The sequence below is a fragment of the Bradyrhizobium sp. USDA 3311 genome (assembly GCF_054062495.1).
In genome coordinates, this window is sequence record NZ_JBSSFI010000001.1 from 9,421,069 (window position 1) to 9,444,800 (window position 23,732).

Consider the following 23,732-nt stretch of genomic DNA (forward strand, 5'->3'; position numbering starts at 1 on the left):
GAATATTAGAACTCAATATAGAATGTCTGTAAAGTCACTATCCGAACTCGAATCCTTGCGAGGCGGCGCTGCCCTGAGGGCTCGTCTCAAGCATGTCGACGACCGATTGAAATGGTTCGGGTTTTTGCGACTCGCCGATCATGCCTCCAAATTTGGCATATCCGACGTACAAGCAAAAATAGATATAAAGACCTATCGCTACTTATCCGCCACTCCTCCACCGGAAAGAAAACCGGGGCCTGCCGCCGCCGGCGGCCTGGGACCAGGCACCTATCTGCGCCCCGAACCGTTCACCCCGGTGTTCGACGCGCGCGGCTCCATGGACGATCTCTGGCGCACGAGATTTCCGGACGCGCGACCCGACGACCCCCTCTCCCTGGTAGTGTTGTCCACTCCTGAACATCGGATCGAACCCGACGACGTGAGAGCGCTCCTCGCCGCTACAGAATTACGCGCGAGTTGTCGCCTGAAATATCAATCGATGACGAGCTCGGAAGCAAGCGAACGCATCGTGTGCCCACACGCCGTCGTGAAGGCCTCGGGTCGTTACCATGTTCGCGCCTTCGATTTCTCTCGGAAGCGGTTCATAGACTTCTCCCTTTCCCGTGTACTGTCGTCGCATTCCCTGCCGGACCATGCTCCCGTACCTTCCACACTCGACGGCGACTGGCAAAATATGGTCGGAGTGGAATTCGTACCGCATCCAAGACTGTCTCCGACCCAGCGCTCGACCATCGCTCGGGAGTACGGAATGCAGCAGGGTCTATCAGTGGTCACCGTACGGCGGGCGTTGCTCTTCTATCTATTGGACGAGATGCGCCTGCTGAAAGCGATCAAGCAGCAGGACAAGGACCTGGCAGACGTGCCGGTTTGGGTGAAGAATTCGAAGCACGTCGCTGACGAACTGGCCTCCATGGAAAGCGAGACCTGAGTTTCGCGGAGCGAACGCTTGGCTTACCGATGGTAGTCGCTGACCTTGTGAAACGGCATGGAAAAGGAACCTAGGTCTCCTTTTTCCTTGGCTTTCTTCGCCTAAGAAATTCCCTTGCCGCCTCCTCCATGCTGTCCCAGGCGGCCAGATGCTCGTCGATGGCGACCTGCTTGATGTCCGCGATCACGTCCGGATGCATCATCGTCAGGAATTGAACCCTGTCCCCGATCGGGGTTCGCTTTCCCCGTTTCGGCTCCTTCCTTTTCCCAACCATCCGTCCGTCCGCTGCGCGAGAATCTTTCGTTAACCATACCGGGCCGCTGCGACTGCAGGTTTCGCCGATACTAGGCCGTTCAATCCGCCGGCCGTCGACGCTAACGCCCCTCAGGGCAGCCCAGTGACCCAAGTCAAGAGAAGGCCCCGAATTCTCCGTCGACCTCTGTAGGCATCGTTTCCCCCGACGATCACCGGCCGACACCGCCAAGAATCGATTTCGCCTATATATTTGGGTAGCGGCAATCCGGATCCCCAGGAGCTCCTACAAGAACATTAGCAACAACGGAGTACCCGAAATGAATAAGACGAAACCCGAGACCGCCGACGCCGACAACCACCCGTCCCACCTGGGCGGGTTGCTCCTGGATTTTCCGGATCTCTTGCCCGGAGACATCCTGCTATTTCGCGCCATCGACCCCGATCCGCTCGCGAAAAGGGTCTCGAGGACCACCGGCAGCCCCTACACGCACGCCGGCATCTATCTCGGAGCCGACGAACTGCTCGAGGCGGGATACCCGAAGGTCGAAATTCGACGGCTATCAACCAGCGACAAGGAAGGTTACATCATCGGCGTCTTCCGCAGTCAGAACACGTTCCTGGATGGCCGCGTGCGGGCGTTGAGAGAATTCGCGGAGACGCTGGTTCGGAACGGCACCAAGTACGACTTGGCCGGCATACGCGCCTTCCGGGAAGTAAGGACACAGCTAGAAGAGGAGTTGTTCGGGATTCTCGATCGCGACTACGGGAAGGTCCTTACCAAAGAGGAACTCGAACAGAGATCATACTTCTGCTCGGCGCTCGTCGTGGCCTGTTACATCGTGAGCGGCGTCATCGACGATACCGCGCAACTCGCCTACAAGGCCGATGCCTTCTCCCCTGCGGACCTCCATGAAGATCCGACGTTAGGCTGGTTTCTCGGATACATCACGTCCCCGGAGAACGAGATTCCAGCCGACGACCCTCTGCTGAACACCACCATTTGGCGCGACATCGAAGAGACGCCTTGGTGGGCCGTCCGGTGAGCCGCAATCATGGAGGCGCCGACGGCGGGCCTAGATCACTACGCCGCGGAGACCGGCTCCCTTGGCCTGGCCATGACCGTGCCAGCCAAGGCCGGAATCTGCAGCCGCTTCCCAAAACGCTGATCCAGGCTTTCGATAACGTCCGCAAAGGCCGGCGCAGACATTTCCTCCCGGGACAGCCCGAGGAATGCCGCGATCCTCGCAGCGAGGCCCGCCAGCATCGGCGAAAGCTTGGCGCAAGCCGGATTGAGTTTCGTTGCGGTCGCTGCGGCGTTTGCCGACCATACGCAGCATGCAAGCGTTTCGAGAAGATCGTCCGTAAGCCTGTCGTGACCACGATCGAACACCAGCCGGCCGAAGGCCGGATCGGCACCGCTGAACACCGGAAGCAGCACGCGACCGATCTGACGCGGCCATGTCTCCCCCTGGATTGGATGGTGGCAGGGCAGCACCTGGACATGCGACGGCTTGTAGGATGCATCGCCCGGGCCGGGCCATCCAGCGACCACGATGATCATGATCATCGCGCGTAGCCGGAGAACGTCGATTTCGTCGAACCTTCGGTTCGGCTGACGCAAGTCCTCGGTGTAATCGTCCACGGCAGCGACGATCGCAGCGACATCCGCCTCTCGTCGCCTCCTTGCCAATTCGAGCGCGGCCTTCGGCGATTGCTTTGGGTCGCGGGGATCGAAGCCCCCCTCAAGCGCATCCGCATCGCCGGCCGTCTCGTCGCCGGTGTCGAGCGCGGCGGCGGCCTCCTCCTCGCTGATCTCGCCGGCGCCTTCCGTCGAGGAACCTAGTCCGAGCAGGCGATTCAGCGCGGCGCGGACGAAGGATGCGTGGCTGCCGGATAGAGCGTTGCGCTCCGCCTCCGTCGGTTTGATGTCGCGGCGACGTCCCCGCATGAAGTCGTCATAGCCGAGCTGCCCCGTCTGTCTCGCCTTATCCGGCTTCTTGGGCGCTCCGAGGCGGGCCGCGTTCGGCACCACCGATCCTTCAGCCTTGGGCACCGACAATCGCTGGATGACGTCCAGGAGCCACAGGCCTTCGTCGTCGTCCATCTCGAGCTCGCGGATCGCCCTCTCGGCGCCGGCGGTCAACGGGTCCCTCGTCTGCGTCTGAAGTTCCTGAACTCGCGCGATCACCGCGAGGCTGGACAACGTGCCGTCGCGATGGCGAAATCTCGCAAAGACGGGCGCGGCTTCGCACTGCGCAAGACGGAATTTCGGATTCGCCTCCGAATTCGACAATGGATCCAGCTTCGCGCCGATCGGCCGGCACTTCGCATCGAGCAGCTCAATCACGCAACGGCCGCGATCATAGGCCCCCCTCATCGCATCGGTAGACGGCCACCAATGCAACGTGTCGTAGACCAGCTCGAAAGTGCCGGGATCGCGGGCCTCCATCTCCTCCAGAGGCAAGCGCTCGACCTCCCGCATCTTCGGGATGTCGCTCGGCTTGATCGCCCGATTGGCCTTCAACAGAGGCGCCAGTTCCAGCGCATCGAAGACGACGCCAGCCGGCAATCGTCTGTAAAGGCAGGCCTCCGCATTGATGCCGGGCCGATTCACCGCGCCCAATGCGGCGAAGGTGCAGTTCGCGCTGCCTTCCATCACGTGATCCACACGGCCGATCGTGGCGACGATCATCTTGGCGTGGACGAAGCGGCTGCTTTTTTCCGGCAGATGAGTCCGACTGAACCCACGCAGATCGGAAATTTGAATGGGCGCCTTTCGCGGGACGGCGCCCGCCGGGAAGGCCTTTTCCTCGGCATCGATCAGAAGCACCGTCTTCTTGGGACGGAGCAAGGACCGGAGGGTATCGAGGGCCGACAGGTCGTCGTCCCAGTAAGGCGACAGAACAGCCAATCTGTCGATCGGCTGCTGCCTCCCCACCAGCTCGGCGAACTGCCTCGCTAATCCGGCTTGCGCATTCGCCACCAGGAATCCTGCGCTCGTTCCATCAGAAAGTTGGACGATGACACCGGGGCTCGACTCGATCGCCAACCACGGGCTGCGGTCGCGCGCCCAACGCAGCTTGTCCTCGACCGCCTGCTGCCGGCGATCTAGAAACCGCAACGCATAGTGCCAGCCGGCAAGGACGAGCTGGCGCTCCGGGCTTTCCTGCGCATCGCACTCGACGGCAGCGGATATCTCGAGGTTACCGGCGAGGCCCGAGGCGGTAGCGTTCGCGGAAACTACGATCAGCCTGCCCCGGTTCTTGCCGATCTGGACGATCACCTTGGGATGGAAGACGCCGTCGACCCTGGCCTTGGCGAGCAGGTAGTTAATGCCCGCTGACTTCGGCGGATTAGCCCCGTCCGCAAGTGCGAGGCCTACCATATTGGCGTCGCACACAAGCATGACGTTCCGACATTGCGAGCCCCGAAGACGGCTCAGCACGATCGACTCGAAGGCGTCGAAGTCGACGCAGAACGTCGTCATGATCGTGGTGTGGAAGCCCGTGCCCTGAAACGCTTCGTAGAGTTTCATTCGACACCCGCGAGCCGGCTGCCGCGCTTCGTCAGCCCGCTTTTATCGACCAGATGGAGATCCCGAAGGAAGGTCAGAGCGGGCGCGAGCCTTGGATTGGTCGGCACGGGACCATCCTTCGCCCGCAGACGCAGCCTGCCATCGTTGGTCTCCACCAGAAATGTATAGTCGCGCTGGTACTGCAACTTCCGCATCGCGACCCAAAGATAGCGTTGCAGGATCCGCTTCTTGAAGATGAGCTTGAGGAGATCGGCGATCGGTGTGTCGCCATGATCGTCCAGGAACGCGAGTTCGCTGGCAAAAGAACGTCCGGGAGCATCCGGATGATCGCCACCATGCTGGGCCGCAAAAAACTTCCGGTCGCCGGCGCATTGCCTGCTCAGTACGGCCAGTAGCTCGACCGCGGCTTGCGCACTGCGCACCGGAGCCTGATGCTCGTCCGTCCCTGCCTCCAGGACGGCGAAATTCAGCGCCAACTCCGAAGTTGGTTCATCGGAAGCCAGGCAATGACTTGCTTTCGGTAACCCGGCGACGATCCCCGACCAGGTGCTCGGCCACCCCGCCTGCGAGATCTCGAGCCGTTCTAGCCCTGCCTCGATAAGCTGGTCGGTCGTTAGCCCCGACTGGTGCAATTCGAGCGTATCGAGCAGCCACTTGAGCAGCGCTTCATAGGCCATGCGCCCGAGATCGCCGGCCTGATACGCCCACCACCGTCGGCGTTGCATTTCAAGCTCGGGCTCCGGGATCGGAATGGCCTCGCCCTCACCGTCGTGCCCGGCATAGAGGAGCCAACGAACGTCGTGAGCGTCGATCTTCCCGCCGACGCGCTCGGTCAGCCGCAGTGCCAGAATGAGCGTCTTGCGGCGAGAAAGGTCGTTCTCAGTCGCTTCCGGATATTCCGCGAAAAGCATGCGCTCATAGGCCTCTCGCTCCTGACTTTGCGCGTGAATGCGCGAGGGCAAGAGTGGCGCAAGCTCGTCCAAGGCCGCAAGCGACGCCTTGCCCGCCCTCACGACTCGCAGGAATTTCGGCCCCAGGTCTCCGGCCGCTCTCGCGAAGACCCTGGAAAACTCATCGCCGACATCCTCCGTCGGCACCGATAGCGAGTGGGCCTCGGCGTCCCCCAGCACCCCAGCCTCGCGAAGTTGGCTCTCATAGGCCGCGCCGAACGCGCCCCAGGCCTGCTTCAGATATGGCTTCCCGTCCCCACCCGGATCGGCGTGGGCGGCAAACTCAACCGAGCCGCCCTGGTGCTCCCGCAGCGTATCTCTGGCCCACCGAAGGCCCGCGACGCCGGTTTCCTGGAGCTCGTTCTCGATGTTCGACCTGGCAGCGATCAGCGCGTACGCAGCCTCAGTGCGCCGCACGGTCTTCTTCCAGACCTCGGAATCAGCGTCGTGATTTTGCCTGGCGTATCCCTCGCTCAGCCACGGATAGAGGCCGTAATAGCGCGCCCGAAGTGTAACGTTACTGATCCCCGGCACCAGCGCCTGATAGAGCCGAATACTCGGCGCCTGCAGGCCAAGCGGATCGAGGCCACCCTTTTGGCGCACCTGCGTCCATTCCGGAACGGCGACAAGGTCGTTCATGGATCACTTCACACGGGTTTTTGACGCCCAATCGTTCCACGAGCCGACACCATAAACAAGCCAACCAAGCCCTCCACTTCCCGTTTCCACAGCGACAGTGGATGGCGCGCACCGAAAAGATGGATATCTGGAATTGGCTTCTCGGCCTTCTGGACCCGGACAAGGCAGCCTTCATCACAAGGAGCAAAGAGTTTACGTCGTTCAAATCGCTACTGCAGGACGTTGAAGGCCGTGCTGCAGGAATATGGCCTGGAAAGCAGGCTTGTCGCCGCCGACACGAAAAAGCAGGACTTCCATGCCAAGTTCTTCATCGGGATGAACGACGAGCAGTGCGAAGTCTTGTCTGGCTCGGCCAACCTGGTGAACGGAAAATCCATCGAGAACCTAGTTTTCAAGGCTATCTCGCCAGAGCGCTGTGCAAGCCGGTACCTGGACAAGCTGAACGTCAAGCTTCCCGAGTTTCCAGCCCCATCGCGACATTTCGTCCTCATCGAGAAGGTCGGCGACGAATGGAAACCAAGGACGGAAAACGGCCCACGCCTAGCTCGTTGAGCCAATCCGAGTTTTTCTCGCCGCCGTAGAGGCGTCGTCTGGGGAACGATTCGCGGCGAAAATTTCGATTCCCAATCTCGCCTACAAACCGAGAATGCGCTCACCTCGGCACGGCCACGTACTTGTCCGGCGTCAGCCACAGGCCGGCATCCAGCGGCGGCTTAATATCGAACATCTCCGCGCCGTTCCGGAAGTGGAAAACCCTCCGGACGCGGTAGGCCGACGGGTTCAGGGCCGCCGTCTCAACCTGGTTGCGGGACAACCAGAACCGCGTGCGAGCATGCCCGTTGGTGGTCTTGATCTCGAGCAGCCGCTCCTCGCCGTTGTCCGGCTCGAAGGACCTGATGTCGTAGCCCCGGTGATCCTCGCCGCGGTCGGAAGGCCAGTCCATCTCCTTCGCCAGGTCTTTGCGACCGGCCTGGCAAAGCCGGTCGTACTCGAACTCGAACACCATCTCCTCGCCGGCTCGCCCTAGCGAGCGGTTGAGCTCGTCCCTAGTCGCCGGGTCGTACTTGCCAATCAGGCGCCGCAGCGCCGGCTGATCATCCTGCGGGTTCGAATTCAAAAACGGCGGCGGCGGCACCAGAACCGGCCCTCCCCCCGACGTGAAGCGCGGCTTCACCGACACCGGCTCGATCAGGACCTTAGGATGCTGCTCCAACTGGGCCTCGACGGCCTCCACCAAGGAGTCCTGGTAATTGTGGGCCGGGAGGAGCCCTGGGATCCAGGCGATCCCAAGCTCTTCCAAGACTGCCGACACGTTGCGGAGCTTCCATTCGATCGACTTCTCGGACCGCCCAATCTCTGGCGCCAGCTTCCTGTACAGGTCGGCCTTGTTGATCTTGGCGCCGGCCCGCTCCCACTCGAGCATCAGGAAATAGTTGGCGACCACGATCGCGACTTGCTCGGCCGTCCAATCGGTCCCCTTGGCTCCCAGCGCTGCGCCCTCGGCGTCCACGATTGCTTCCCCTGCTCCCGGCCGGAATCCTAACCAGGCGGCGCCAAATCCGCAAAATGCGAGAGGGGGCACTCGCCTCTCTGGTGTTCTTCGCGAGGGAAGCCACCTAACCCATGCTGAGCTGGCCGATAGAGGAAGCGGGGGAAATTCGACCCCTTGCTAATTGACCAATTTCACGCTTACTGAATCAATTACCCCGTTTATTGATCTGTTTCCGCAACCTCAGGACAAAAATGGATTCTTTCTTTCGCGTTCTGACGCCTTTCTTCGGAGCCCCGAAGAACTACCAAGAAATGCTCTGGAAGATTGCGGTCGCGGACTTCTGGTTGGCGCTTATTTGCACGTTTCTACTTAGGTACGATCCGTGGATTGATGGGGTCTTCAAGCGCCTGGAGGAGCTACCCGGTCTCAAAGAGTTCTCCGCGCTGGCGAAATTGCCGCAGATCACTTCCGTTGATTTGGCCACGGTGAGCGTCGCAAACGTCGTGATCGCTCTTGCGACCATGCTGTTTAGCCGCACAACGAGATTTCACGACCTCCTTTCTGATCTCTTCGGAATTCGAGCCCGATTTGATCACGCGAACATCCTTCTACCCTTGGCCCTCACGTCAGGTGCCAAGATGACCGCTCGACAGGTCGCCAACATCAAACGAGATCGTTCGCATCTGATGCGGGATACCTTCTACAAGTATGCTTCGAGCACAAAGGAGAACGCGCTCGTCGACAAACACGACATTGAAAGCGCGCTGGAGTCTTGGACTCTTTTTTGGGTCGCGCTCGAGGGGCTCGTCATACTCACCGCTTGCGCTTTGTTCTCGGCCATCGCGGCTTCCGCCTGGCTACTCATCCTATTTTGGTCGGTCTCGGTGGGCATTTCTGCTGTTCATGCACTTCCGCTACGCCAAGCTGGAACGAAGGGTTGAGCCGGAGGTACAGCAGATTGCCGGCGATGCCGAGGCGAACGCCGCAAACCGCCAGGTATTCGAGGCAATTTAATGAGGTACAAGATCGGGAAAGACATTGTCATCCGAAGCGAAAACGCGGCCAAACCGGAGGCTCAGAGTTCGTCCTACCTGAACAAACTGATCGCCCAGCTAAAGCCGGTACACAGCAGCTTCGACTTTGGTTGCGGCAAGCTCCGCTACGAGCGGGCAATTGCGAGGACCACCGACGAACTCGCGCTTGTAGACTCTGAAGTCCAACTTTCGAGGACTCAGATGATCCGCGGTCGCTCAACAACGATCCGCGACTACGTCAGGAAGTCAAACCAGGTCCACGCATACACAGTCAACCAGTTCGCTTCCCATAGTCGGAAGTACGATCGCGGATTCTGCATCAACGTACTTTCGGTGATTCCTTCCGCAAGCGTTAGGATGGGCATCGTTCAGTTGATGAGAACAAAACTGAAGCCGGGTTGCTCCTGTCTGTTTGTATCTCTCTACCGCAACTCGGACTTCACGCGAATGCAGAGGCTTCCCAATTGCAAGCCGTACGACAACGGCTTCTTGATGGACTCTCTTCGCGGGTACTCCTTTTACGGACTTATTCCACCCGATGATCTTGTCTCCCTTGTTGAGCGCGGCGGCTTTAAAGCGGAATCCGTAAAACTCGATGAAGGCTCCGCCTACCTATGGGCGAAGTCACCGGATAAGGCGCGCGAGCCAACTCAGTTCGACATCCGGGAAAGTCTCGAAAACTTCCAGATTCGTGCGAGTTGAGGCTCCAATCCGGCATCACTACTCGCGTATCAGCAAGCCCCCAAGCAAGACCACGATGGAGCAAAGCGTTGCCAAGCCAGGAGCTGATCGACAAGGTCAGAAGCCGCCTCCCTGACGATTTTTCCAGACGCCAGCTTGACGGAGCGCTGGCGGTGCTCACTCAGGAGAACAATCCCGCGCGCGCCAACCAATCCGCAAGTTCGTTTCGCGAATTGACGACACACGTGCTCGAACTGATGGCACCCGATGCGGACGTGATGCGTTGCCAGTGGTTCAAGCAGGATGAGAACGTCGAAGGCCCTACGCGAAGACAGCGTGCGCTGTACACTTGCCGTGGAGGGCTGACCGACGCCTTCCTCAAAGACAAGCTCGGCATCAAACCCGAAACGCTTCACTCGGGTCTAGGCCCCGCCTTCCAGGAACTGAACAAGCGGACCCATGTCCGACCAGAGACTGAATTGAAGTCAGAAGAAGAGATCGAAGAATTCGCGGAGAACGCGTTGGTCGCGCTCGACGATTTGTTCGAAACGATCGACGAGATGAAAGATCGTGTTGCGACTGCCTTATCGCGAGCGCTGAGCGGCGCCGCGACCGGCGCATTCATAAATCAAAGCATCGGTGAACTCGATGAAATCTCAGAAAAATACGAAACCGGAGGCGTCCTGATCGACGATCCTGAGATATTGGCGTTGGACGCGGATAGGATCCGATGCCGTTTCACCGGATCGGTCAGCGTTACGCTAATGGCCGGCGGCAAACATGACCCCGTGGATTTCAAGGAAAGCTTTCCCTTCGATTGCACGACCTCGGCGCCGGCGACGACGCCAGCGGACTTCGACCTCGCTGACACAACGATAAAAGTCGATACATCGTCGTGGAGGGAATAAGCATACCGGATCATCAAGAAGCGCTTTCAGGACTTTCATGGCACCAACCACTTCGTCGGTATAGACTTTCAGGATCCGTCCGTCGATTTCACGTCGGTCGCTCGGGCTCGAGGCCACACGCGTCAGCGCTCCCGCCGATCTCAAGCAGTCGCAGTCCTCGGCTATCGGCCGGCGCGCGCCGATGCTCATCGAAGTGATGATCGACGAACTGTTTGACCGACGGTCGCGTCGCGGAACATATGGACAAGCGCTGCCGCGGCAATTCGGAATCCCTGCCCCGTGCTAACCGCCGGGAACGCGGCCGACGTCGAAGGATTCATCTCGGCAGGAGACATTCCAGTGCTGGCGATGAAAGAGCGACGACCACCGTCCAGGACGTTGCGCGGTTGGGCGATATCGGTGCTGCAGGAAGCCCATGTGATCCACGAATGCGAGGAGCACGGGTGGATGCATGACCGCGCCGACCCGCATGCCCGAGATCGGGCGTTCGACGTCGCGCGCGCCGACCCGCCGCAGGGCCTTTCCGCTGGGGAGGCCGAGAATGCCGTTAAAGATGTCCTCGACGGCATCGGAGACACCTGTCCGGAATGCCCGCCTCGGTGACCGGCGCCTGGCACGGACTAGACGTCCCGCGTGACCGAATGTTCGAGATCCATGAATTCTCCGGTCGTACCGACCGGAACGCCCCACCATTCCTTGACGGTAGGCCCGAACGTACCTCTGACGACCTTCGCATGTGCAAGAGGATTGTGAACCGCGTACATCGGAAGGTTCGGTCCGGACGCTCGATCGCGCGAAAATCCGATTGCGGCACTGACGTGAGCGTAGGCAGGATCCACGAACGGTGTCGTGGCCACGGGAGATCCGTTGGCGTTGCGAATGGCAAACCGTTCCGAGACGTGACCATCCCCGATCTTGCCAGTGTCGTGGTCGACCGCGAATGCCAAAGGTCCGACGGGCAGGACCGCCTCGACGACGTACGGCAATCGCGAGATCCCGTGATCGAGCGGCATCATCCCCAATTGAGCGCCGCCGATAGCTATTACGTAGGCTTCACCGTCCTTGACGATGCCGTCCTTGCGATATCGGGCGAGCTTCTCTGCCTTTTCCTTGAACGCCGCGGTCCACCTCAGAAGTATCTGATCGTGCGGCACGGTCCCGGTCTGGAATTCCCCGGGCTTCGGATCACGCATCCAATCCGGCGGTAAGCCCTTCGGCTCCGGCGAGACGGCTTCAATCCAAATGGTCAGCCCGCCAGATTCGAAGCGAAAGTCAGGACCGTGCTCCGGCGAGTGGAGATCGAAACCTTGCGCGATCAGATGCGCACCCAGAAGCATCTCCCACAGGCGTTGCGAGAACGTCTGTTGCTTCCCGTTCGTAAACTCCTTCACGAAGTGAGCATTCGCCAACCCGTGGGCAAGATGATTCTGCCACAGGCGGATGACCGAATTTCTGAAGGCAGGCTCATTCGACAGCCGTGCTTCCAGAAATTTCACGACCTGACCATTCCATTCGTCCGACTGCACGAAACGTCCATTCCAGGTTGAGATGCGGCAGCAGGATGTATGTACGCGAGCTTACGTTCGGAAGGGCTTCGGAAGACGATTAGGCCGATTTTCGATGAGCGCGGACGGCAGGCTTCTTCGCCGCAGCCTCCTTCGCCGGCTTCTTGCCTGCGATCGGCATCAGCATCTCCTTCTGGCCGGGCGCGGCGTTGCGCGACTTCTTCGCGATCTTCTTCGGCGGAGCTTTCGTCTCCGCGCCAGCGCCTCCCACGCTCCGACGCAGCGCCTCCATCAGATCGACGACGTTCTCGCCTTTCGGACGTTCCTTCGGACGGATGGTCTTGCCGGCACGTTTCTGATTGATGAGATCGACCAGCGCGCTTTCGTAGTGATCCTCGAACTTATCAGGGTCGAACGTACCCGCCTTCTGGTTCACGATGTGCTTCGCCAGGTCGAGCATGTCCTTGGTCACTTTGACATCTTGGATCTCGTCGAAATACTCCGCCGGATCGCGAACTTCATAGGGATAGCGCAGCAGGGTGCCGATCAAGCCCTTATCGCGCGGCTCGAGCGCGATGATGTGCTCTCGATTGGTCAACACCACCCGTCCGATCGCGACCTTGTCCATCTCGCGGATGGTCTCGCGGATCACCGCGAAGGCGTCGTGCCCGACCTTGCCGTCGGGCCGCAGGTAGTACGGCCTAATCAGATAGCGCGGATCGATGTCCGCCTTGTCGACGAACTCGTCGATCTCGATGGTCCGCGTGGACTCCAGCGCGATCTCCTCGAGTTCCTCCTTCGTCACCTCGATGAACTGGTCCTTGTCGAGCATGTAGCCCTTGACGATGTCCTCGTTGGCCACCTCGTCGCCGGTGTCGGCGTCGACCTTCAGATACTTGACGCGGTGGCCGGTCTGCCGGTTGAGCTGGTTGAACGAGATCTTCTCGCTCTCGGAGGTCGCCGGATACAGCGCGACCGGACAGGTGACGGGACAGACGCAGGAAGCCTTTCCAGTTGGCGCGCGGGGCCATGTACGCAGAACTCCAGTTCAGGGCGGCTTGGATTCAAGACGAACGTGGCAGCCTGGTTCCGACAAGGCTCCTGCCCGTCCGGAGATTTCATCCTCACAGACGGCGCCCCGCCACCGGAATCCGCGGTTGGCCCTTGACTCCGTGAGAACAAAAAGGGAACATTTGACATGCCCGCTGCACCCGACACCGCCGCACCCTCCGAGGGCGATCTCGAACTCGCCGCCGACCAGGCCATCGAAGCCTGTGGCGGGGACGCCCGGGAGGCGGTGAAGGCGCTGCTGGTGGCCAACGGTTTTCTCGAGGCCGAGCTCGAGGCTCTTCGAGCGTCGGTCTCCACCGGCTATGCGCGAGGCCGGTTCGATCGATCGCGCGACCGCAAGGAGTGACCGCGATGGATGTCACCTACTACGTCGCCCTGCCCTTCGTGGCCGCCGACGACGGTGTTGCCGCCGGCGAGGCGACGGAGTGCCTCTCGGCGAACGCCGCCGTGATGCGCGCCGAGGCCCTGTCCCGCAAGCCCGGAGTCATGGGCGCGGTCGCGTTCTCGCGGACGGGAGACCCGTCGAGCGGCGACTTCGGCGACGCCAAGGTGATCCGAAAATTCGGCGAAGTGCCGGACGATCTCAGCGCGCTGTGATCCTGCCACGAAGGCAAGGGGCCCTCTCAAGTTGAGTCCATAGGACGCTTGAGACGGCACGGGTGCCGGCTTCAGCAATCGCGTCTGTGACAGAAGTCGATGAACCGGTCCATGAAGTTGACGCCCTCCTGAAGCCCCCGGTCTGCGCTGGATTCTCTGCCGCCGTGATCGGGACCGACGCCCCGGTCCGAACGGTCTGCGGCCGCCTGGCGTCTGGCGTCTTCGGCGGCCTGTCTGGCCTCCTGAGCCCGGCGCGCTTCGTCGGCCCTCCTGGCCTCTTCGGCAGCTTTGGCGATGGCGTCGGCCTGCGCCTTCTGCTGACGCTCCTTTTCACGCTGTTCAGCCTCCATCTGCTGCTGGCGAGCCTCTTCGGCGGCCTTCGCCTTGGCCGCGCGAGCCTTATCTTCCGCCTGCCGTTCCTTCAGCCATTTCGCGCGCTCTTGTTCGCCCTCGCGTGCTATTCTGGCATTTTCCTCCCGCGTCTTCGCTTCCGCCTTTTCGCGGCGCGTTCTTTCGAACTTCTCCCTTTCGCGTGCGATGTGCTGCTCCTCGCGCAGTCTGGCTTCTTCGCCATGCTTGCGCTCGATGCGGTCGAGGCGCTCCTGCTGGTGCCGTTCGAAGATGCGTTGGGAGCGGGCCTCCTTCTCCGCTTGCGTTTCGCTGAGAGATTTCGGTCCTTCGCCCTTGAAAAAGTAGTCCCACAGATCGCCGAAACCCGGGCCCAGCTCTCCCGCTCGCGAAGGCGCGTACGTGGCCGCCAAAAGCAGCCCGACCAGCGCTATCGACATACTGAAACGTCGCAAAACAAATCTCCTATGATCCCGTGGCTATCGGCGACAAAGTAGCCAGACACCGGGACAAGTCCAGTAGAAGGCTTCGCCGTCTGCACGCAAGGGATGCTACGGCAGCGGATCGTCAGGTCGCCGACTCCTCTTCGAGCGGCACGTCGTCTTCGGTCAGCTTCGTCTCGAGCCGCAGGCTGTTCACCTTGGCGCTACGATGCCGAAACCTGGTGCCGCGCATCAGGACGAACTTGAACTGGCCGGCGATCAGCATCTGCAGGATCGGCGTCAGCGCGTCCCACGGGATACCGATGTTGCCCAGGATGGCATCCTGGGTGGCATTGAGCGAGCCGAGCGCGATCGGCTCCAGGTCCTTGCGCCGCTCCTCTTCCAGGTCGGACGAAGGCAGCAGCGAGATCTCAGCCCTGTCGGTCTTCAGTCCCGCCGCCCGCAGCAGCCGCCCCTTGACCTGGAGGTGGCGGAATTCATGATAGGGATCGATCGGCTGCCGCTCCATGTTGAGCGAGAACGAATAGCCCCAGTCCCAGCCGTCGATCTCCACGACGTAGTCGACGATTTCCTCGCGCGGCCGGCGCCGTCGCTTCTTCTTCGCCGGTCTCGTCGGCTTCGGCTCGGCGGCCATGGTCCAAGCTTCCCTGTCCGGCGCCAGGCTATCCGAGTCGGCCCCCGGGCGTCGAAACCCCGCGACGACGGACCCGCCCCGTGCAGCGCGGCGAGCATCCGCTTCAGTTCGGCGGCCCGGGTCTCGAACTCAGGACGATCCACGCCGGCGAGAGCGCCCCACCACCGCGACGCATGCGGCTCGTAAAGTTGCTCATCGAAGACCAGAATGAACTGAGCCTGCACCGGCTCGTTCTCGCGAAGGCGGTCGCGCAGCACGGGAATGGCGCCGGCGGCCTCGCCCACCGCGCCCCTGCGCGAGGTCTCGGTCTCGAGCGCCTCGCTGATCTTCTCCTCCATGAAATCGAGGAGATCGAGCACGAAGGCTGCGAATTCGGTACGTCTGCTGGATGTCATGGCTCGCTCCGTTCGGTTGCGGGAGCGTGTAGCCGCCGAAGGTTTCACATGGGTCTCATTCGCAGCCGCTGCGGCAACATTATTCGACGCGATGAAGAGTTAGCTTCCCGAACGGTCAAAGAAGCGGGCATTTCAACAAGGAAACGGCCGTCGGACGAGAACATCTCCTCCAAATCGAGTGTGCCGGGCGGGCTAAACATGCACGCGGAAGCTGTGGTAGGTTCCGGACGCCCAATCCCGAGAACGCCGATGGACTGGTCAGACAATTTTCGCGACAGATTCTACTCTCCCGGCTACGTCTACATCGCGGGTTCGTTATCCCATCGCGTCCTCAAGATCGGCACGACCATTAATATAGGACAGCAGGAAAAGCGGCTCCGCAGAACCAGGTACGGGAGCATCGGCGATTGGGTGCTCCTCTATTATGTGTGGGTCTCCGAGGGAGGAAGGATCGAACACGACACCCGCCGCCGCCTGAAACGCTACCGTCTATTGCGGATGTACGACAAGGAAGGCCACAGGCAGAAGGGCCGCGAGATCGTCAATTGCAGGTTCGGCGTCGCCCTGGAAGCTCTCACAGGATTGCTCGACGATACACAACAATCGGAGGCCACCAGATCGTGGCGGGCAAGCGAGTACGAATTCGGCTGGACACCTCCCGCGCCCGATCCCTCGCCTTACGTCGCGCAGAGCTGGCCCCGGTTGTTTGGACAGCGCCCCGCTGGATTTAAGTGGATTCCTGCCGGGTTATGCTGAACGCGGGGCTTTACGATTTTGTCGTTGCGTCGGGAGGGCGTAGCCCGACCAGAGCGACGACAAAATCGTCGGCGACGGTCATGCGGCCATCACCATAGCTTGCGTGCCGAAGTAAGCCTCGTCGGGCGTGCGCCCGTCAAGGCTCGAGTGAGGGCGTCCCTGATTGTAGAAGGCCAGATACTTGGCAATTGACGCTCGCGCCTCGGACACGCTGTCGTAGGCGCGGAGATAAACTTCTTCGTATTTGACCGTGCGCCAGAGCCGCTCGACAAACACGTTGTCGCGCCAGGCGCCCTTGCCGTCCATGCTGATGGCGATCTTCGCGTCCAGCAGCACATCGGTGAACTCGAGGCTGGTGAACTGGCTGCCCTGATCCGTGTTGAAAATCTCGGGCCTGCCGTGCTTCGCCAACGCCTCCTGGACCGCTTCGACGCAGAAGGCCGCCTCCATTGTGATCGAGACGCGATGGGCCAGGACCCGTCGGCTGAACACATCGACGACCGCCGCGAGATAGACGAAGCCACGCCGCATCGGAATGTAGGTGATGTCCATTGCCCACGCATGGTCGGGCCGGTCGATCTTCAATCCGCGCAACAGGTACGGGTAGATCTTGTGACCCGGAGCCGGCTTGCTCGTGTTCGGGCGACGATAGACCGCCTCGATCCCCATGCGCTTCATCAGCGTCGCGATGTGGCGGCGACCGGCGTATACCCCCTCCCGCCGCAGCAACGATCGCAGCATACGCGCTCCCGCGAAGGGATAATCAAGATGCAGCTCATCGAGCCGACGCATCAAGGCAAGGTCCTCGGCCGAAACTGGCCGAGGTTCATAGTAGACCGTGCTGCGAGCCAGCTTCAGGACCTTCGCCTGGCGCACGATAGAAAGATCATGACCGCGGTCGATCATCGCTTTGCGCTCAGCAGGCCCGCCTTGGTGAGCGCGCCGGACAAAAAATCGTTTTCCAACGCCAGCTCGCCGATCTTGGCATGTAACGCCTTCAAATCGACCGGCGTCTCGGCCGATGTCTTGTCATGCCCAAACACGCCGGCGGCGCCTTCCAGGAGCTGGTTTTTCCAGATCGTGATCTGGTTCGGATGAACATCAAACAGTTGCGCCAGCTCCGCCAGGGTCTTGTCGCCTTTGACCGCAGCCAAAGCAACCTTCGCCTTGAATGCCGGAGAATGCGTCCGGCGGCTCTTCTTCGTCATCTTCGCTCCTGATTCGCAGCAAGAATCCTCGCCGCTGTCAGGCAGAAAATCCACTCAAGCTACTGTCCGAATTTGCGGGGCCAGCTCTCTGCGCCTGACGTTCCTATCATTTCAATCATTCGATCCTCGGTCGCCGTCCAGCAAGCCGCTACGTACTCGGCTTCGGAAGGACATAGCCAAGATCGTTCCGGTTGGCACCTCTGCACCGGTCACGCTGCCGACACAAACACCGGGAAATATCCCGGCGCCACAACCAATGATCGCAGGAAGCCAATGCCGCCTCTGCTCAATCCAGTTGTAGCCGATCTGGCGCCCTCCGGCGCCGACCTTACCGCGTACGATGAAGAGCACACGATCACGTATTGGCGCCTGCTGGACGCCAATGCCGAAGGCGCTGACTGGCGCGAGGTGTCACGGATCGTGTTGCACATTGACCCGGACCGCCGGCCCGAGCGCGCGCGGCGGGCGTTTGAAAGCCATCTTGAGCGTGCACTATGGATGGCCAACGGCGGATATCGCCAACTGCTGCGCGGCGGGCCTTCGAAGGCCCTGTAACGGCGAGAACGCAGGCAGCCTCTCCCGACCAGATGGCCGGCGGCGGGTAAAGCCGCCGCCGCCAGCATCTGCCGCTCCCTTCGGCTGAGGGCCTTGATAGTCGTCGGACGCTAGGGCGGCCAGCATTCCGCCCTGGCCACAACGTGTCTGTCGCCCCTCCCCCACCAGAGCGCTTGCATATTGGGCGAAAATCCTAGATGAGGCTTCAGGTTAAGAACTTTTTTACCGGAGCCCCGTTGAGTTCCCATGATGGTCGGCCCACCCCGAGCTGAGACGCGGATGAAGGCAGCGGTGATAGACCGACTGCTTGATGGGCGGCATGTTGACGCCAATTCGGTGCTAATTTCGGAAATGACCGTCGCTAACTGGACGCGGCGCGCGGACATCGTGCTGGCCAACGGCAAGCTGTGGGCGTTCGAGATCAAGTCAGAAGTCGATCGATTGTCGCGACTGCCAGGACAGCTGGCCACCTTTGCAACGCACTTTGAAAAACTCGTGGTCGTCGTGGCTGCTCGTTTCGAGGAGCAGGCCAAGAAGCTGGTTCCCGATGGTGTTGGCTTGTGGGTCGAGGAAGAGCCGGGTCAGCTCAAGGAGCGCATCCGCCCCAAGGTCATGCCGTTAAAAACGGATCCGGCTCTGTCCTTGATGACGGCAACAGACCTCCGCTGCTTCTTAGCTTGCAACGGCGTCAAACAGATCAAGGACGCACCGCGCGCCGCGCTTGAGGGTATTGCCCGCGACTTCCCCGTCACTGACCTTGCTAATGCTGCGCGTGATGCGGTGAAGCGCAGATATCGGTGCAGCCATCAGATATTCATTGAAAAGCAAGCTCGGGTAGGAACGTTTGATGCGGTGCACGCGCTGCGCCGGTTCGATCGGAAGACCGTGGCCTCGACGGATGACGCACCTCAGTACGAGCTGCCGGAAGTGGAGCTGGCCGAGGGGCATCCTTTGCTCGTCGAGGCTCCCGCCGGCCGAGTTCTCAAGCGGCGCCGTCGCGCCTAGTCCTCGTCCTCAAACTCATCTTCCGGCTGCCGGCCGGCGACGTCGACCTGTCGCTCGATGTGCATGTTCACACGAGCGGCTATCCAGTTTGATGGCGCATTAAAGCCGGCAGGCACAGCTCCATCCTGCGATGTCTGGCGGATCATGTCTGCACCCCAAGCAACGCCAGCGAAGCTTTCCTCCCAGTCGGGCGAGGCAACGATGCTACGCGCACAAGCAACATACCCTCCATCATCAGCCCGTCGTCGCTCATAGAGCCACGCCTCCTCAAGGCAATAATCGATACGGGGGACAAACCGGCTGATCTGAGGCTCGAACGGCTCTGGATAAATTGACGCGTGATCACCGTAGATCGCGACATCATCGCCGCCTATGCGGGCGTGTAGATCGCGCTCGATGATATCCAAGGTCCCGCGACTGTCACCGAACGCCGAAACAGACTTTGGAAAGCTTGAACCCATGACGACGATCCGCGTGGTCTCGTCGATTGTGCGGAGTGCGGAAATGACCCTTAGCGCTTCCTGCTCCTTTGCAGCAAGTGACGGACGGACGTAACCGAAGTCGAGCACAACCAGTAAGTTGTTGACGTCGTCTACGGCCGAGAGAGCCGCCTGTAACATTGAAAGGTCCTGAGCTGGCCGCCTAGACCGGATGGCCACCACGCTGTGATCGCGCTCGATCTGGAGGACTTGGCGGACGAAGGGCCGCTCGGTGACATTGTCGCGCAGCAGGGCGACCGGGATTAAGGCTGCATCGCCATCGAAGAGAGCGCGCCAAGCGGCATAATTGCCTGTGGGATCACAGAGGCGCTCAAATCCTGCGCAGGTCTGACCCGGGTTGGTGTTGAGGTCAACGAAGCCCTCTTGGCCGATAGTTTCACGGACAGTCTCCATGAGCCGCTCGGGCTGATCTACCTTCCCTAGCTTGCCGAGAGAAATCAGGGGCCGTAGCAGGGTCCTTGTGGCTTCGCGGAGTTGGCCATACCCCCGCAGCTCGGCTTGTCGCGAGCGGATGCTGGGCAAGTACTGGATTTTGTCCAAATCTTCTGGGGTCATGTTGTCTCTTCCTGATCTGCCTTCTTAGAACGAGGGCGGCGCCGTTGCGGAGCTGTCGGCGCTGCTCCGACAAGATCAAGCACGACGCGAACAGTTTCTGAGACGTTGTTCGCGGTGGCGCTCCACTCGGCGGCTTGGTTGCGTGCTACGGCTAAGTCGGTCTCAAAGACCGCAAGGCGACGGTCTATCTCGGAATGGAGGTTGATCGTCGACCGCCGCTGGGAGGCGTAGAGCACGGCGAAAACGATACTGAGGACCCACCCCGCGCCTGCTGCGATGCCTAGTAGGATAACGGGGCTGCTCCAGATAATTGCAGCCACGCTGACGATGCCACACAGAAGTCCGCCGACGCCGATCGTGGCGCCCAGCCATGTGTGTTCACTCAGGTCCGGTGGTTTCAGTGACACTTCTCAGTCGCCCCAGCACCCAGAATTTTCAGATTTGCCAACCAACTTTGGAACGCCTCACGACCCGGCTTTATGAATAATCGTCCAGGTCCAGCCGATCGCTCCGCTTGCCGCTGCGACCGCCGCGGCCAAGGCAGCAAAGCGCGTCCAGAAGACTTGTCGATTGTGGCGCGCGGCTTCCAAAGCTTCTCGCCGGCGATCGTGCCACGCGAGCCATTCCTGCGCGAAGCCGATAACTCATCTGGATTGAGCCGATCGAAAACGCCCCACGCGAACCGGCGTCCGTTTGTGCCAATCTCGCCCGAACGTTCTGCGGGCCCATCATTTCCAGTTCCTCGAAATAGCGCTTCGTCTGCTCTGGCTGCCCTGCCGACCATCGGGACGTCTCATAGGAAAAGCGGTCGGTCTTCATCGTGCGACCACTGCCCAGCCGCGCTTCAGCGCGGCCTCGAAGACTTCCTTCAGCCTGGGTTCCGCGAGGATGGCATCGCCGGGCAGGAAGTCGGCGACAACGCGCCACTCGAAACCGCAGCTCGGTTCGGGGAGGTTCGTCGGGTCAAGCACGTACGCGGCGCGGCCGGGACCTTCTCCAAAGGCGCCTCGCTCGACGAATTTCTGTAGCCGGTTCATTCTGTCCCCTTTAGACGAAGCGATCAGCGGGCCGCGGGATCATGGTTGTTCTGATGTCCCATGGCCTCTCAGCGAGAAGCTTCAGGGCGATCGGTTCGACGTCTCCGCGCCAGTAGTCGTCACCGTTCGGAAGGACGCTTCCCAGCGGGAGAATAGACGGACGGCTCCGGGCGGCCGGGGTACGCCGACCAGCGGGCGTTGGTCGGTGTGTGGGTGACTTCGTTTCCGTCGACCTGAAACTGATCCTCGCTGACCTTCGTCCGCGCCATTGGTTTCCCCCGGTTGTGGGGGGCGACACTACACGCGTCGTCATCGGCCGGGCACGCTCCCGTTGCCGTTTTCCACGTCGAACATTCCGAGCCCTCGGGGAAATCGGTCACAGTCGGTGCTGACACCGTGCTTACACAATGCCGACGGCAAAACGGGCCCCAAAAGGCCAGTCGCGTAAGATGTTGATTTATATTCTTAATTTGGTCGGAGCGAGTGATTTGAACCTCCGACCCCTAGTCTCCCAGACGAAGGTGATACCGTAACAGAGCATAACGATACTGAACGTCCTACCCGCATCAAACGGCTGTTTTTCATTGATTTTTGACGTTTTAGAGCGCATGTTATCAACGCAGGGTAACAGCCGCTAACGGCATCGAGACGTTACCCCACAGCACCTTGGGGTAACGGCATGGCTAAGACTAGGGCGCTATCCAGCCTCGCAATCGAGCAGCTTAAGCCGCGCGCGGTGCGCTACGAGAAATCCGACGGCGGCGCCGCCGGCCTGTTTCTGGTGGTGCACCCCTCTGGCATCAAATCCTGGGTCTTTCGCTTCCGCTCGCCGGTCGAGCGCGACGATGTCGGCCAGCGCGCGCCCAAGAAGCTCACCCTCGGGCCGCTGGCGCTCACACCCTCCCCGGCTCAACCGCAAGTCGGTCACCCCCTGACGCCCGGCCAAGCCCGTATGTTGGCCACGGCCGCCGCGGAGGACGTCCGGCGCGGGATCGACCCGACGCATGTGCGCCGCCAGGAAAAGGCGGAGGCCAAGCGGGAGGCGGTCCGCGACGACACGATCGACGCTGCCATGATCGAGTTCCTGAAGCGGTATAAAGGCCGCAAGCGCCAAGGGCTCCGGGAATCGACTCGCCTGCTCACGGCCCACTATTTCGGCCTGAAGCCAGATCCCGAGAATCCGGGCGAATGGGAAAAGACCGGGAACGGCGTGCTCGGCAAATGGTCAGGCCGCACGCTCGCCTCTATCGCCAAGCACGACGCGATCACGCTGCTCGACGCTCTTGTCGACTCCGGCCGCGGCGTGACAGCCAACCGCACACTGACCAATCTCAAGACGTTCTTCGATTGGTGCGTCGATCGCGACATGCGCGAGTCCTCGCCAGTCGCCTCCCTTGACGCTTTTGCCCATGAAACCGAGCGCGAGCGCAAGCTGACGGCCGCCGAACTGGTTGCTGCCTGGAAAGTCGCCGACCGGGAGGGCTACCCTTTCGGACGCCTCGTCCAATCCTTGATCCTGCTCGGGCAACGACGCGACGAGCTGCGCGAGCTGCCGCGGTCAGAACTGGACCTTCGCGGCGCTCCGATCGTGCTCGACGATGGCGGTCGATGGTGTGAGCCGTTATGGACAATCCCGAAAGAGCGAACGAAAAACGGGCGCGAACACCTCGTCCCGCTGAGCCCGCAGGCCGCCGATCTGCTGAAATCCCTTCCCACCATCAAAGGAAAGGGCCTTCTCTTTACGACGACCGGCGAAACGCCGATCAGCGGGTTATCGAAGGCCAAGAAGCGCTTTGACGAAGCGATGCTTGCGGAACTGCGCAAGACCGATCCGGACGCCACCATAGAGCCTTGGACACTGCACGATCTCCGCCGGACGTTCTATTCCGGCCTACAGGCGCTTGGGTTCTCAATCGAGATCGCAGAGGCCTGCGTCAACCATTCGTCAGGCAGCATCCGCGGTGTGGCCAGGGTCTACGCGAGACACAAGTACCTGCGCGAAAAGACGCAGGCGTTCACCGCTTGGGCGCGATATGTGGACGATCTGGTGAACAACCGACCGGCGAGCAACGTGATCGCTTTTCAGAGGGAGCCGGCATGAGCAAGCGACGCGCAGGACGCCCCCCGCAAAACATCATCGTGCCGCACCCTCTAAAGGGCGACGAGTGGTTACAGGTCGGGAAGTACGACAAGCACTGGCCGGCAGCGAACAGGTATTGGATCCTCGTGCGCGAAGGCGCGTCTCGCGCTGCCGCACTGGAGAAGGCTGCAGCCGAATTCGAAGTTAAAGAGAATAGCTTAGCCGAGTGGTTGCGACGGGCGCGCAAGCGCGGACCAATTGGTCACTACGAAGGCGGCCCTGACGATAATTAACTGCTGCTAAATCGAGAAATAGCTGTCGGCGCATTCCATCACGGATCGTGCGATTTTGTGACCAACAAATGAGGTCACGATGTCCGCTGACGATCCCAACGCCCTGATCCCCACGTCGCAGCTCCGCGCCCGTTACGGCAACGTGAGCCATATGTGGGTTGAGCGTCGTCTGAAAGACGATCCCGACTTCCCTCGCCCGCTCTATATCGCAAAGCGTCGCTTTTGGCGTCTCGGTGAACTCGCCGCTTGGGAGCGCAGCATCGTCGCGCGTCGTCAGCCCATCGCCGCTTGATGTTGACAATCAACATAAACGCAAATCCGCAAC

The 23,732-nt window shown here is 60.9% G+C and carries 26 protein-coding genes and 1 pseudogene; 15 read left to right on the plus strand and 12 right to left on the minus strand.

The genetic code is table 11. From position 1 onward, the window contains the following. Window positions 1–22: 22 nt before the first annotated feature. The gene (locus ACVWW6_RS44695) at window positions 23–931 is read left to right on the plus strand and encodes a WYL domain-containing protein (protein WP_456683046.1); all 909 of its coding nucleotides are present in this window, start codon (window positions 23–25) and stop codon (window positions 929–931) included. A 70-nt stretch (window positions 932–1,001) separates the two neighbouring features. Here the strand turns inward: ACVWW6_RS44695 and ACVWW6_RS44700 are convergent, their stop codons facing one another. Beyond that, window positions 1,002–1,133 (minus strand): hypothetical protein, encoded by a 132-nt coding sequence (locus ACVWW6_RS44700; protein WP_456683047.1) that lies wholly within the window; start codon window positions 1,131–1,133, stop codon window positions 1,002–1,004. 370 nt (window positions 1,134–1,503) lie between these two features. Here ACVWW6_RS44700 and ACVWW6_RS44705 point away from each other — a divergent pair, with 370 nt between their 5' ends. Continuing rightward, window positions 1,504–2,229 carry a hypothetical protein gene (locus tag ACVWW6_RS44705; RefSeq protein WP_456683048.1) on the plus strand — a complete coding sequence of 242 codons (726 nt, stop codon included), beginning with the start codon at window positions 1,504–1,506 and terminating at the stop codon, window positions 2,227–2,229. Between the two features lie 38 nt (window positions 2,230–2,267). On the opposite strand, the gene ACVWW6_RS44710 is transcribed toward ACVWW6_RS44705, so the two are convergent. Both ACVWW6_RS44710 and ACVWW6_RS44715 read right to left on the minus strand, forming a co-directional pair. Further along, window positions 2,268–4,721, minus strand: coding sequence for a hypothetical protein (locus ACVWW6_RS44710; RefSeq protein WP_456683049.1), 2,454 nt, complete (start codon window positions 4,719–4,721; stop codon window positions 2,268–2,270). Next, the gene (locus tag ACVWW6_RS44715) at window positions 4,718–6,310 is read right to left on the minus strand and encodes a hypothetical protein (protein ID WP_456683050.1); all 1,593 of its coding nucleotides are present in this window, start codon (window positions 6,308–6,310) and stop codon (window positions 4,718–4,720) included. The genes ACVWW6_RS44710 and ACVWW6_RS44715 overlap by 4 nt, the downstream gene beginning before the upstream one ends. A gap of 231 nt (window positions 6,311–6,541) precedes the next feature. On the opposite strand from ACVWW6_RS44715, the gene ACVWW6_RS44720 reads away from it, so the two are divergent. Then, entirely contained in the window at window positions 6,542–6,862 is a 321-nt protein-coding gene (locus ACVWW6_RS44720; protein ID WP_456683051.1) for a hypothetical protein, read from the plus strand. A 100-nt stretch (window positions 6,863–6,962) separates the two neighbouring features. On the opposite strand, the gene ACVWW6_RS44725 is transcribed toward ACVWW6_RS44720, so the two are convergent. Further along, window positions 6,963–7,820: a DUF3883 domain-containing protein gene (locus tag ACVWW6_RS44725; protein WP_456683052.1), complete on the minus strand. Its 858-nt coding sequence runs from the start codon at window positions 7,818–7,820 to the stop codon at window positions 6,963–6,965. A gap of 233 nt (window positions 7,821–8,053) precedes the next feature. On the opposite strand from ACVWW6_RS44725, the gene ACVWW6_RS44730 reads away from it, so the two are divergent. From ACVWW6_RS44730 to ACVWW6_RS44745, 4 genes are all read left to right on the plus strand, one after another. After that, window positions 8,054–8,743, plus strand: coding sequence for a hypothetical protein (locus ACVWW6_RS44730; RefSeq protein WP_456683053.1), 690 nt, complete (start codon window positions 8,054–8,056; stop codon window positions 8,741–8,743). Window positions 8,744–8,815: 72 nt separating this feature from the next. Next, window positions 8,816–9,538: a hypothetical protein gene (locus tag ACVWW6_RS44735; protein WP_456683054.1), complete on the plus strand. Its 723-nt coding sequence runs from the start codon at window positions 8,816–8,818 to the stop codon at window positions 9,536–9,538. A 68-nt stretch (window positions 9,539–9,606) separates the two neighbouring features. Beyond that, on the plus strand, window positions 9,607–10,425 hold the full coding sequence (locus tag ACVWW6_RS44740; RefSeq protein WP_456683055.1) for a pPIWI-associating nuclease domain-containing protein: 819 nt from the start codon (window positions 9,607–9,609) through the stop codon (window positions 10,423–10,425). A gap of 339 nt (window positions 10,426–10,764) precedes the next feature. After that, window positions 10,765–11,028, plus strand: coding sequence for a hypothetical protein (locus tag ACVWW6_RS44745; protein ID WP_456683056.1), 264 nt, complete (start codon window positions 10,765–10,767; stop codon window positions 11,026–11,028). 17 nt (window positions 11,029–11,045) lie between these two features. On the opposite strand, the gene ACVWW6_RS44750 is transcribed toward ACVWW6_RS44745, so the two are convergent. Both ACVWW6_RS44750 and ku read right to left on the minus strand, forming a co-directional pair. Next, a complete protein-coding gene (locus ACVWW6_RS44750; protein ID WP_456683057.1) occupies window positions 11,046–11,951 on the minus strand; it encodes a hypothetical protein in 906 nt (301 codons plus the stop codon). Window positions 11,952–12,030: 79 nt separating this feature from the next. After that, window positions 12,031–12,961: pseudogene (ku, locus tag ACVWW6_RS44755) on the minus strand (non-homologous end joining protein Ku). A gap of 167 nt (window positions 12,962–13,128) precedes the next feature. Here ku and ACVWW6_RS44760 point away from each other — a divergent pair. Both ACVWW6_RS44760 and ACVWW6_RS44765 read left to right on the plus strand, forming a co-directional pair. Then, window positions 13,129–13,347, plus strand: coding sequence for a hypothetical protein (locus tag ACVWW6_RS44760; RefSeq protein WP_456683058.1), 219 nt, complete (start codon window positions 13,129–13,131; stop codon window positions 13,345–13,347). A 5-nt stretch (window positions 13,348–13,352) separates the two neighbouring features. Continuing rightward, window positions 13,353–13,598: a hypothetical protein gene (locus ACVWW6_RS44765; RefSeq protein WP_456683059.1), complete on the plus strand. Its 246-nt coding sequence runs from the start codon at window positions 13,353–13,355 to the stop codon at window positions 13,596–13,598. Between the two features lie 71 nt (window positions 13,599–13,669). Here ACVWW6_RS44765 and ACVWW6_RS44770 read toward each other — a convergent pair whose 3' ends face one another. Both ACVWW6_RS44770 and ACVWW6_RS44775 read right to left on the minus strand, forming a co-directional pair. Further along, the gene (locus tag ACVWW6_RS44770; RefSeq protein ID WP_456683060.1) at window positions 13,670–14,401 is read right to left on the minus strand and encodes a hypothetical protein; all 732 of its coding nucleotides are present in this window, start codon (window positions 14,399–14,401) and stop codon (window positions 13,670–13,672) included. 112 nt (window positions 14,402–14,513) lie between these two features. After that, window positions 14,514–15,023, minus strand: coding sequence for a hypothetical protein (locus ACVWW6_RS44775; protein ID WP_456683061.1), 510 nt, complete (start codon window positions 15,021–15,023; stop codon window positions 14,514–14,516). Window positions 15,024–15,103: 80 nt separating this feature from the next. On the opposite strand from ACVWW6_RS44775, the gene ACVWW6_RS44780 reads away from it, so the two are divergent. Further along, window positions 15,104–16,174 carry a hypothetical protein gene (locus ACVWW6_RS44780; protein ID WP_456683062.1) on the plus strand — a complete coding sequence of 357 codons (1,071 nt, stop codon included), beginning with the start codon at window positions 15,104–15,106 and terminating at the stop codon, window positions 16,172–16,174. A gap of 78 nt (window positions 16,175–16,252) precedes the next feature. Here ACVWW6_RS44780 and ACVWW6_RS44785 read toward each other — a convergent pair. Beyond that, window positions 16,253–17,382, minus strand: a protein-coding gene (locus tag ACVWW6_RS44785) for an IS3-like element ISRj2 family transposase (protein WP_456679960.1) whose coding sequence is annotated in 2 segments (ribosomal slippage) — window positions 16,253–17,130 and window positions 17,130–17,382 — 1,131 coding nt in all. Because the reading frame shifts where the segments join, the coding sequence is not laid out codon by codon here. 273 nt (window positions 17,383–17,655) lie between these two features. Between ACVWW6_RS44785 and ACVWW6_RS44790 the strand changes: the two genes are divergently transcribed. Continuing rightward, on the plus strand, window positions 17,656–17,937 hold the full coding sequence (locus ACVWW6_RS44790) for a DNA -binding domain-containing protein (protein ID WP_456683063.1): 282 nt from the start codon (window positions 17,656–17,658) through the stop codon (window positions 17,935–17,937). 279 nt (window positions 17,938–18,216) lie between these two features. Further along, the gene (locus ACVWW6_RS44795) at window positions 18,217–18,942 is read left to right on the plus strand and encodes a sce7726 family protein (protein ID WP_456683064.1); all 726 of its coding nucleotides are present in this window, start codon (window positions 18,217–18,219) and stop codon (window positions 18,940–18,942) included. On the opposite strand, the gene ACVWW6_RS44800 is transcribed toward ACVWW6_RS44795, so the two are convergent. From ACVWW6_RS44800 to ACVWW6_RS44810, 3 genes are all read right to left on the minus strand, one after another. Next, window positions 18,939–19,997, minus strand: a complete 1,059-nt coding sequence (locus tag ACVWW6_RS44800; RefSeq protein WP_456683065.1) for a beta family protein — start codon at window positions 19,995–19,997, stop codon at window positions 18,939–18,941. The genes ACVWW6_RS44795 and ACVWW6_RS44800 overlap by 4 nt on opposite strands. Before the next feature lie 477 nt (window positions 19,998–20,474). Then, window positions 20,475–20,816 (minus strand): hypothetical protein, encoded by a 342-nt coding sequence (locus tag ACVWW6_RS44805; RefSeq protein WP_456683066.1) that lies wholly within the window; start codon window positions 20,814–20,816, stop codon window positions 20,475–20,477. After that, window positions 20,813–21,034, minus strand: a complete 222-nt coding sequence (locus tag ACVWW6_RS44810; protein WP_456683067.1) for a hypothetical protein — start codon at window positions 21,032–21,034, stop codon at window positions 20,813–20,815. Before ACVWW6_RS44810 ends, ACVWW6_RS44805 begins: the two co-directional genes overlap by 4 nt. 679 nt (window positions 21,035–21,713) lie before the next feature. Here ACVWW6_RS44810 and ACVWW6_RS44815 point away from each other — a divergent pair. The 3 genes from ACVWW6_RS44815 (at window position 21,714) to ACVWW6_RS44825 (ending at window position 23,699) form a co-directional block, all read left to right on the plus strand. Continuing rightward, window positions 21,714–23,135: a tyrosine-type recombinase/integrase gene (locus ACVWW6_RS44815; RefSeq protein ID WP_441232619.1), complete on the plus strand. Its 1,422-nt coding sequence runs from the start codon at window positions 21,714–21,716 to the stop codon at window positions 23,133–23,135. After that, window positions 23,132–23,407, plus strand: a complete 276-nt coding sequence (locus tag ACVWW6_RS44820) for a hypothetical protein (RefSeq protein WP_441232618.1) — start codon at window positions 23,132–23,134, stop codon at window positions 23,405–23,407. The genes ACVWW6_RS44815 and ACVWW6_RS44820 overlap by 4 nt, the downstream gene beginning before the upstream one ends. 79 nt (window positions 23,408–23,486) lie before the next feature. Then, on the plus strand, window positions 23,487–23,699 hold the full coding sequence (locus tag ACVWW6_RS44825) for a helix-turn-helix transcriptional regulator (protein ID WP_441232617.1): 213 nt from the start codon (window positions 23,487–23,489) through the stop codon (window positions 23,697–23,699). The last annotated feature ends 33 nt before the right edge of the window (window positions 23,700–23,732 follow it).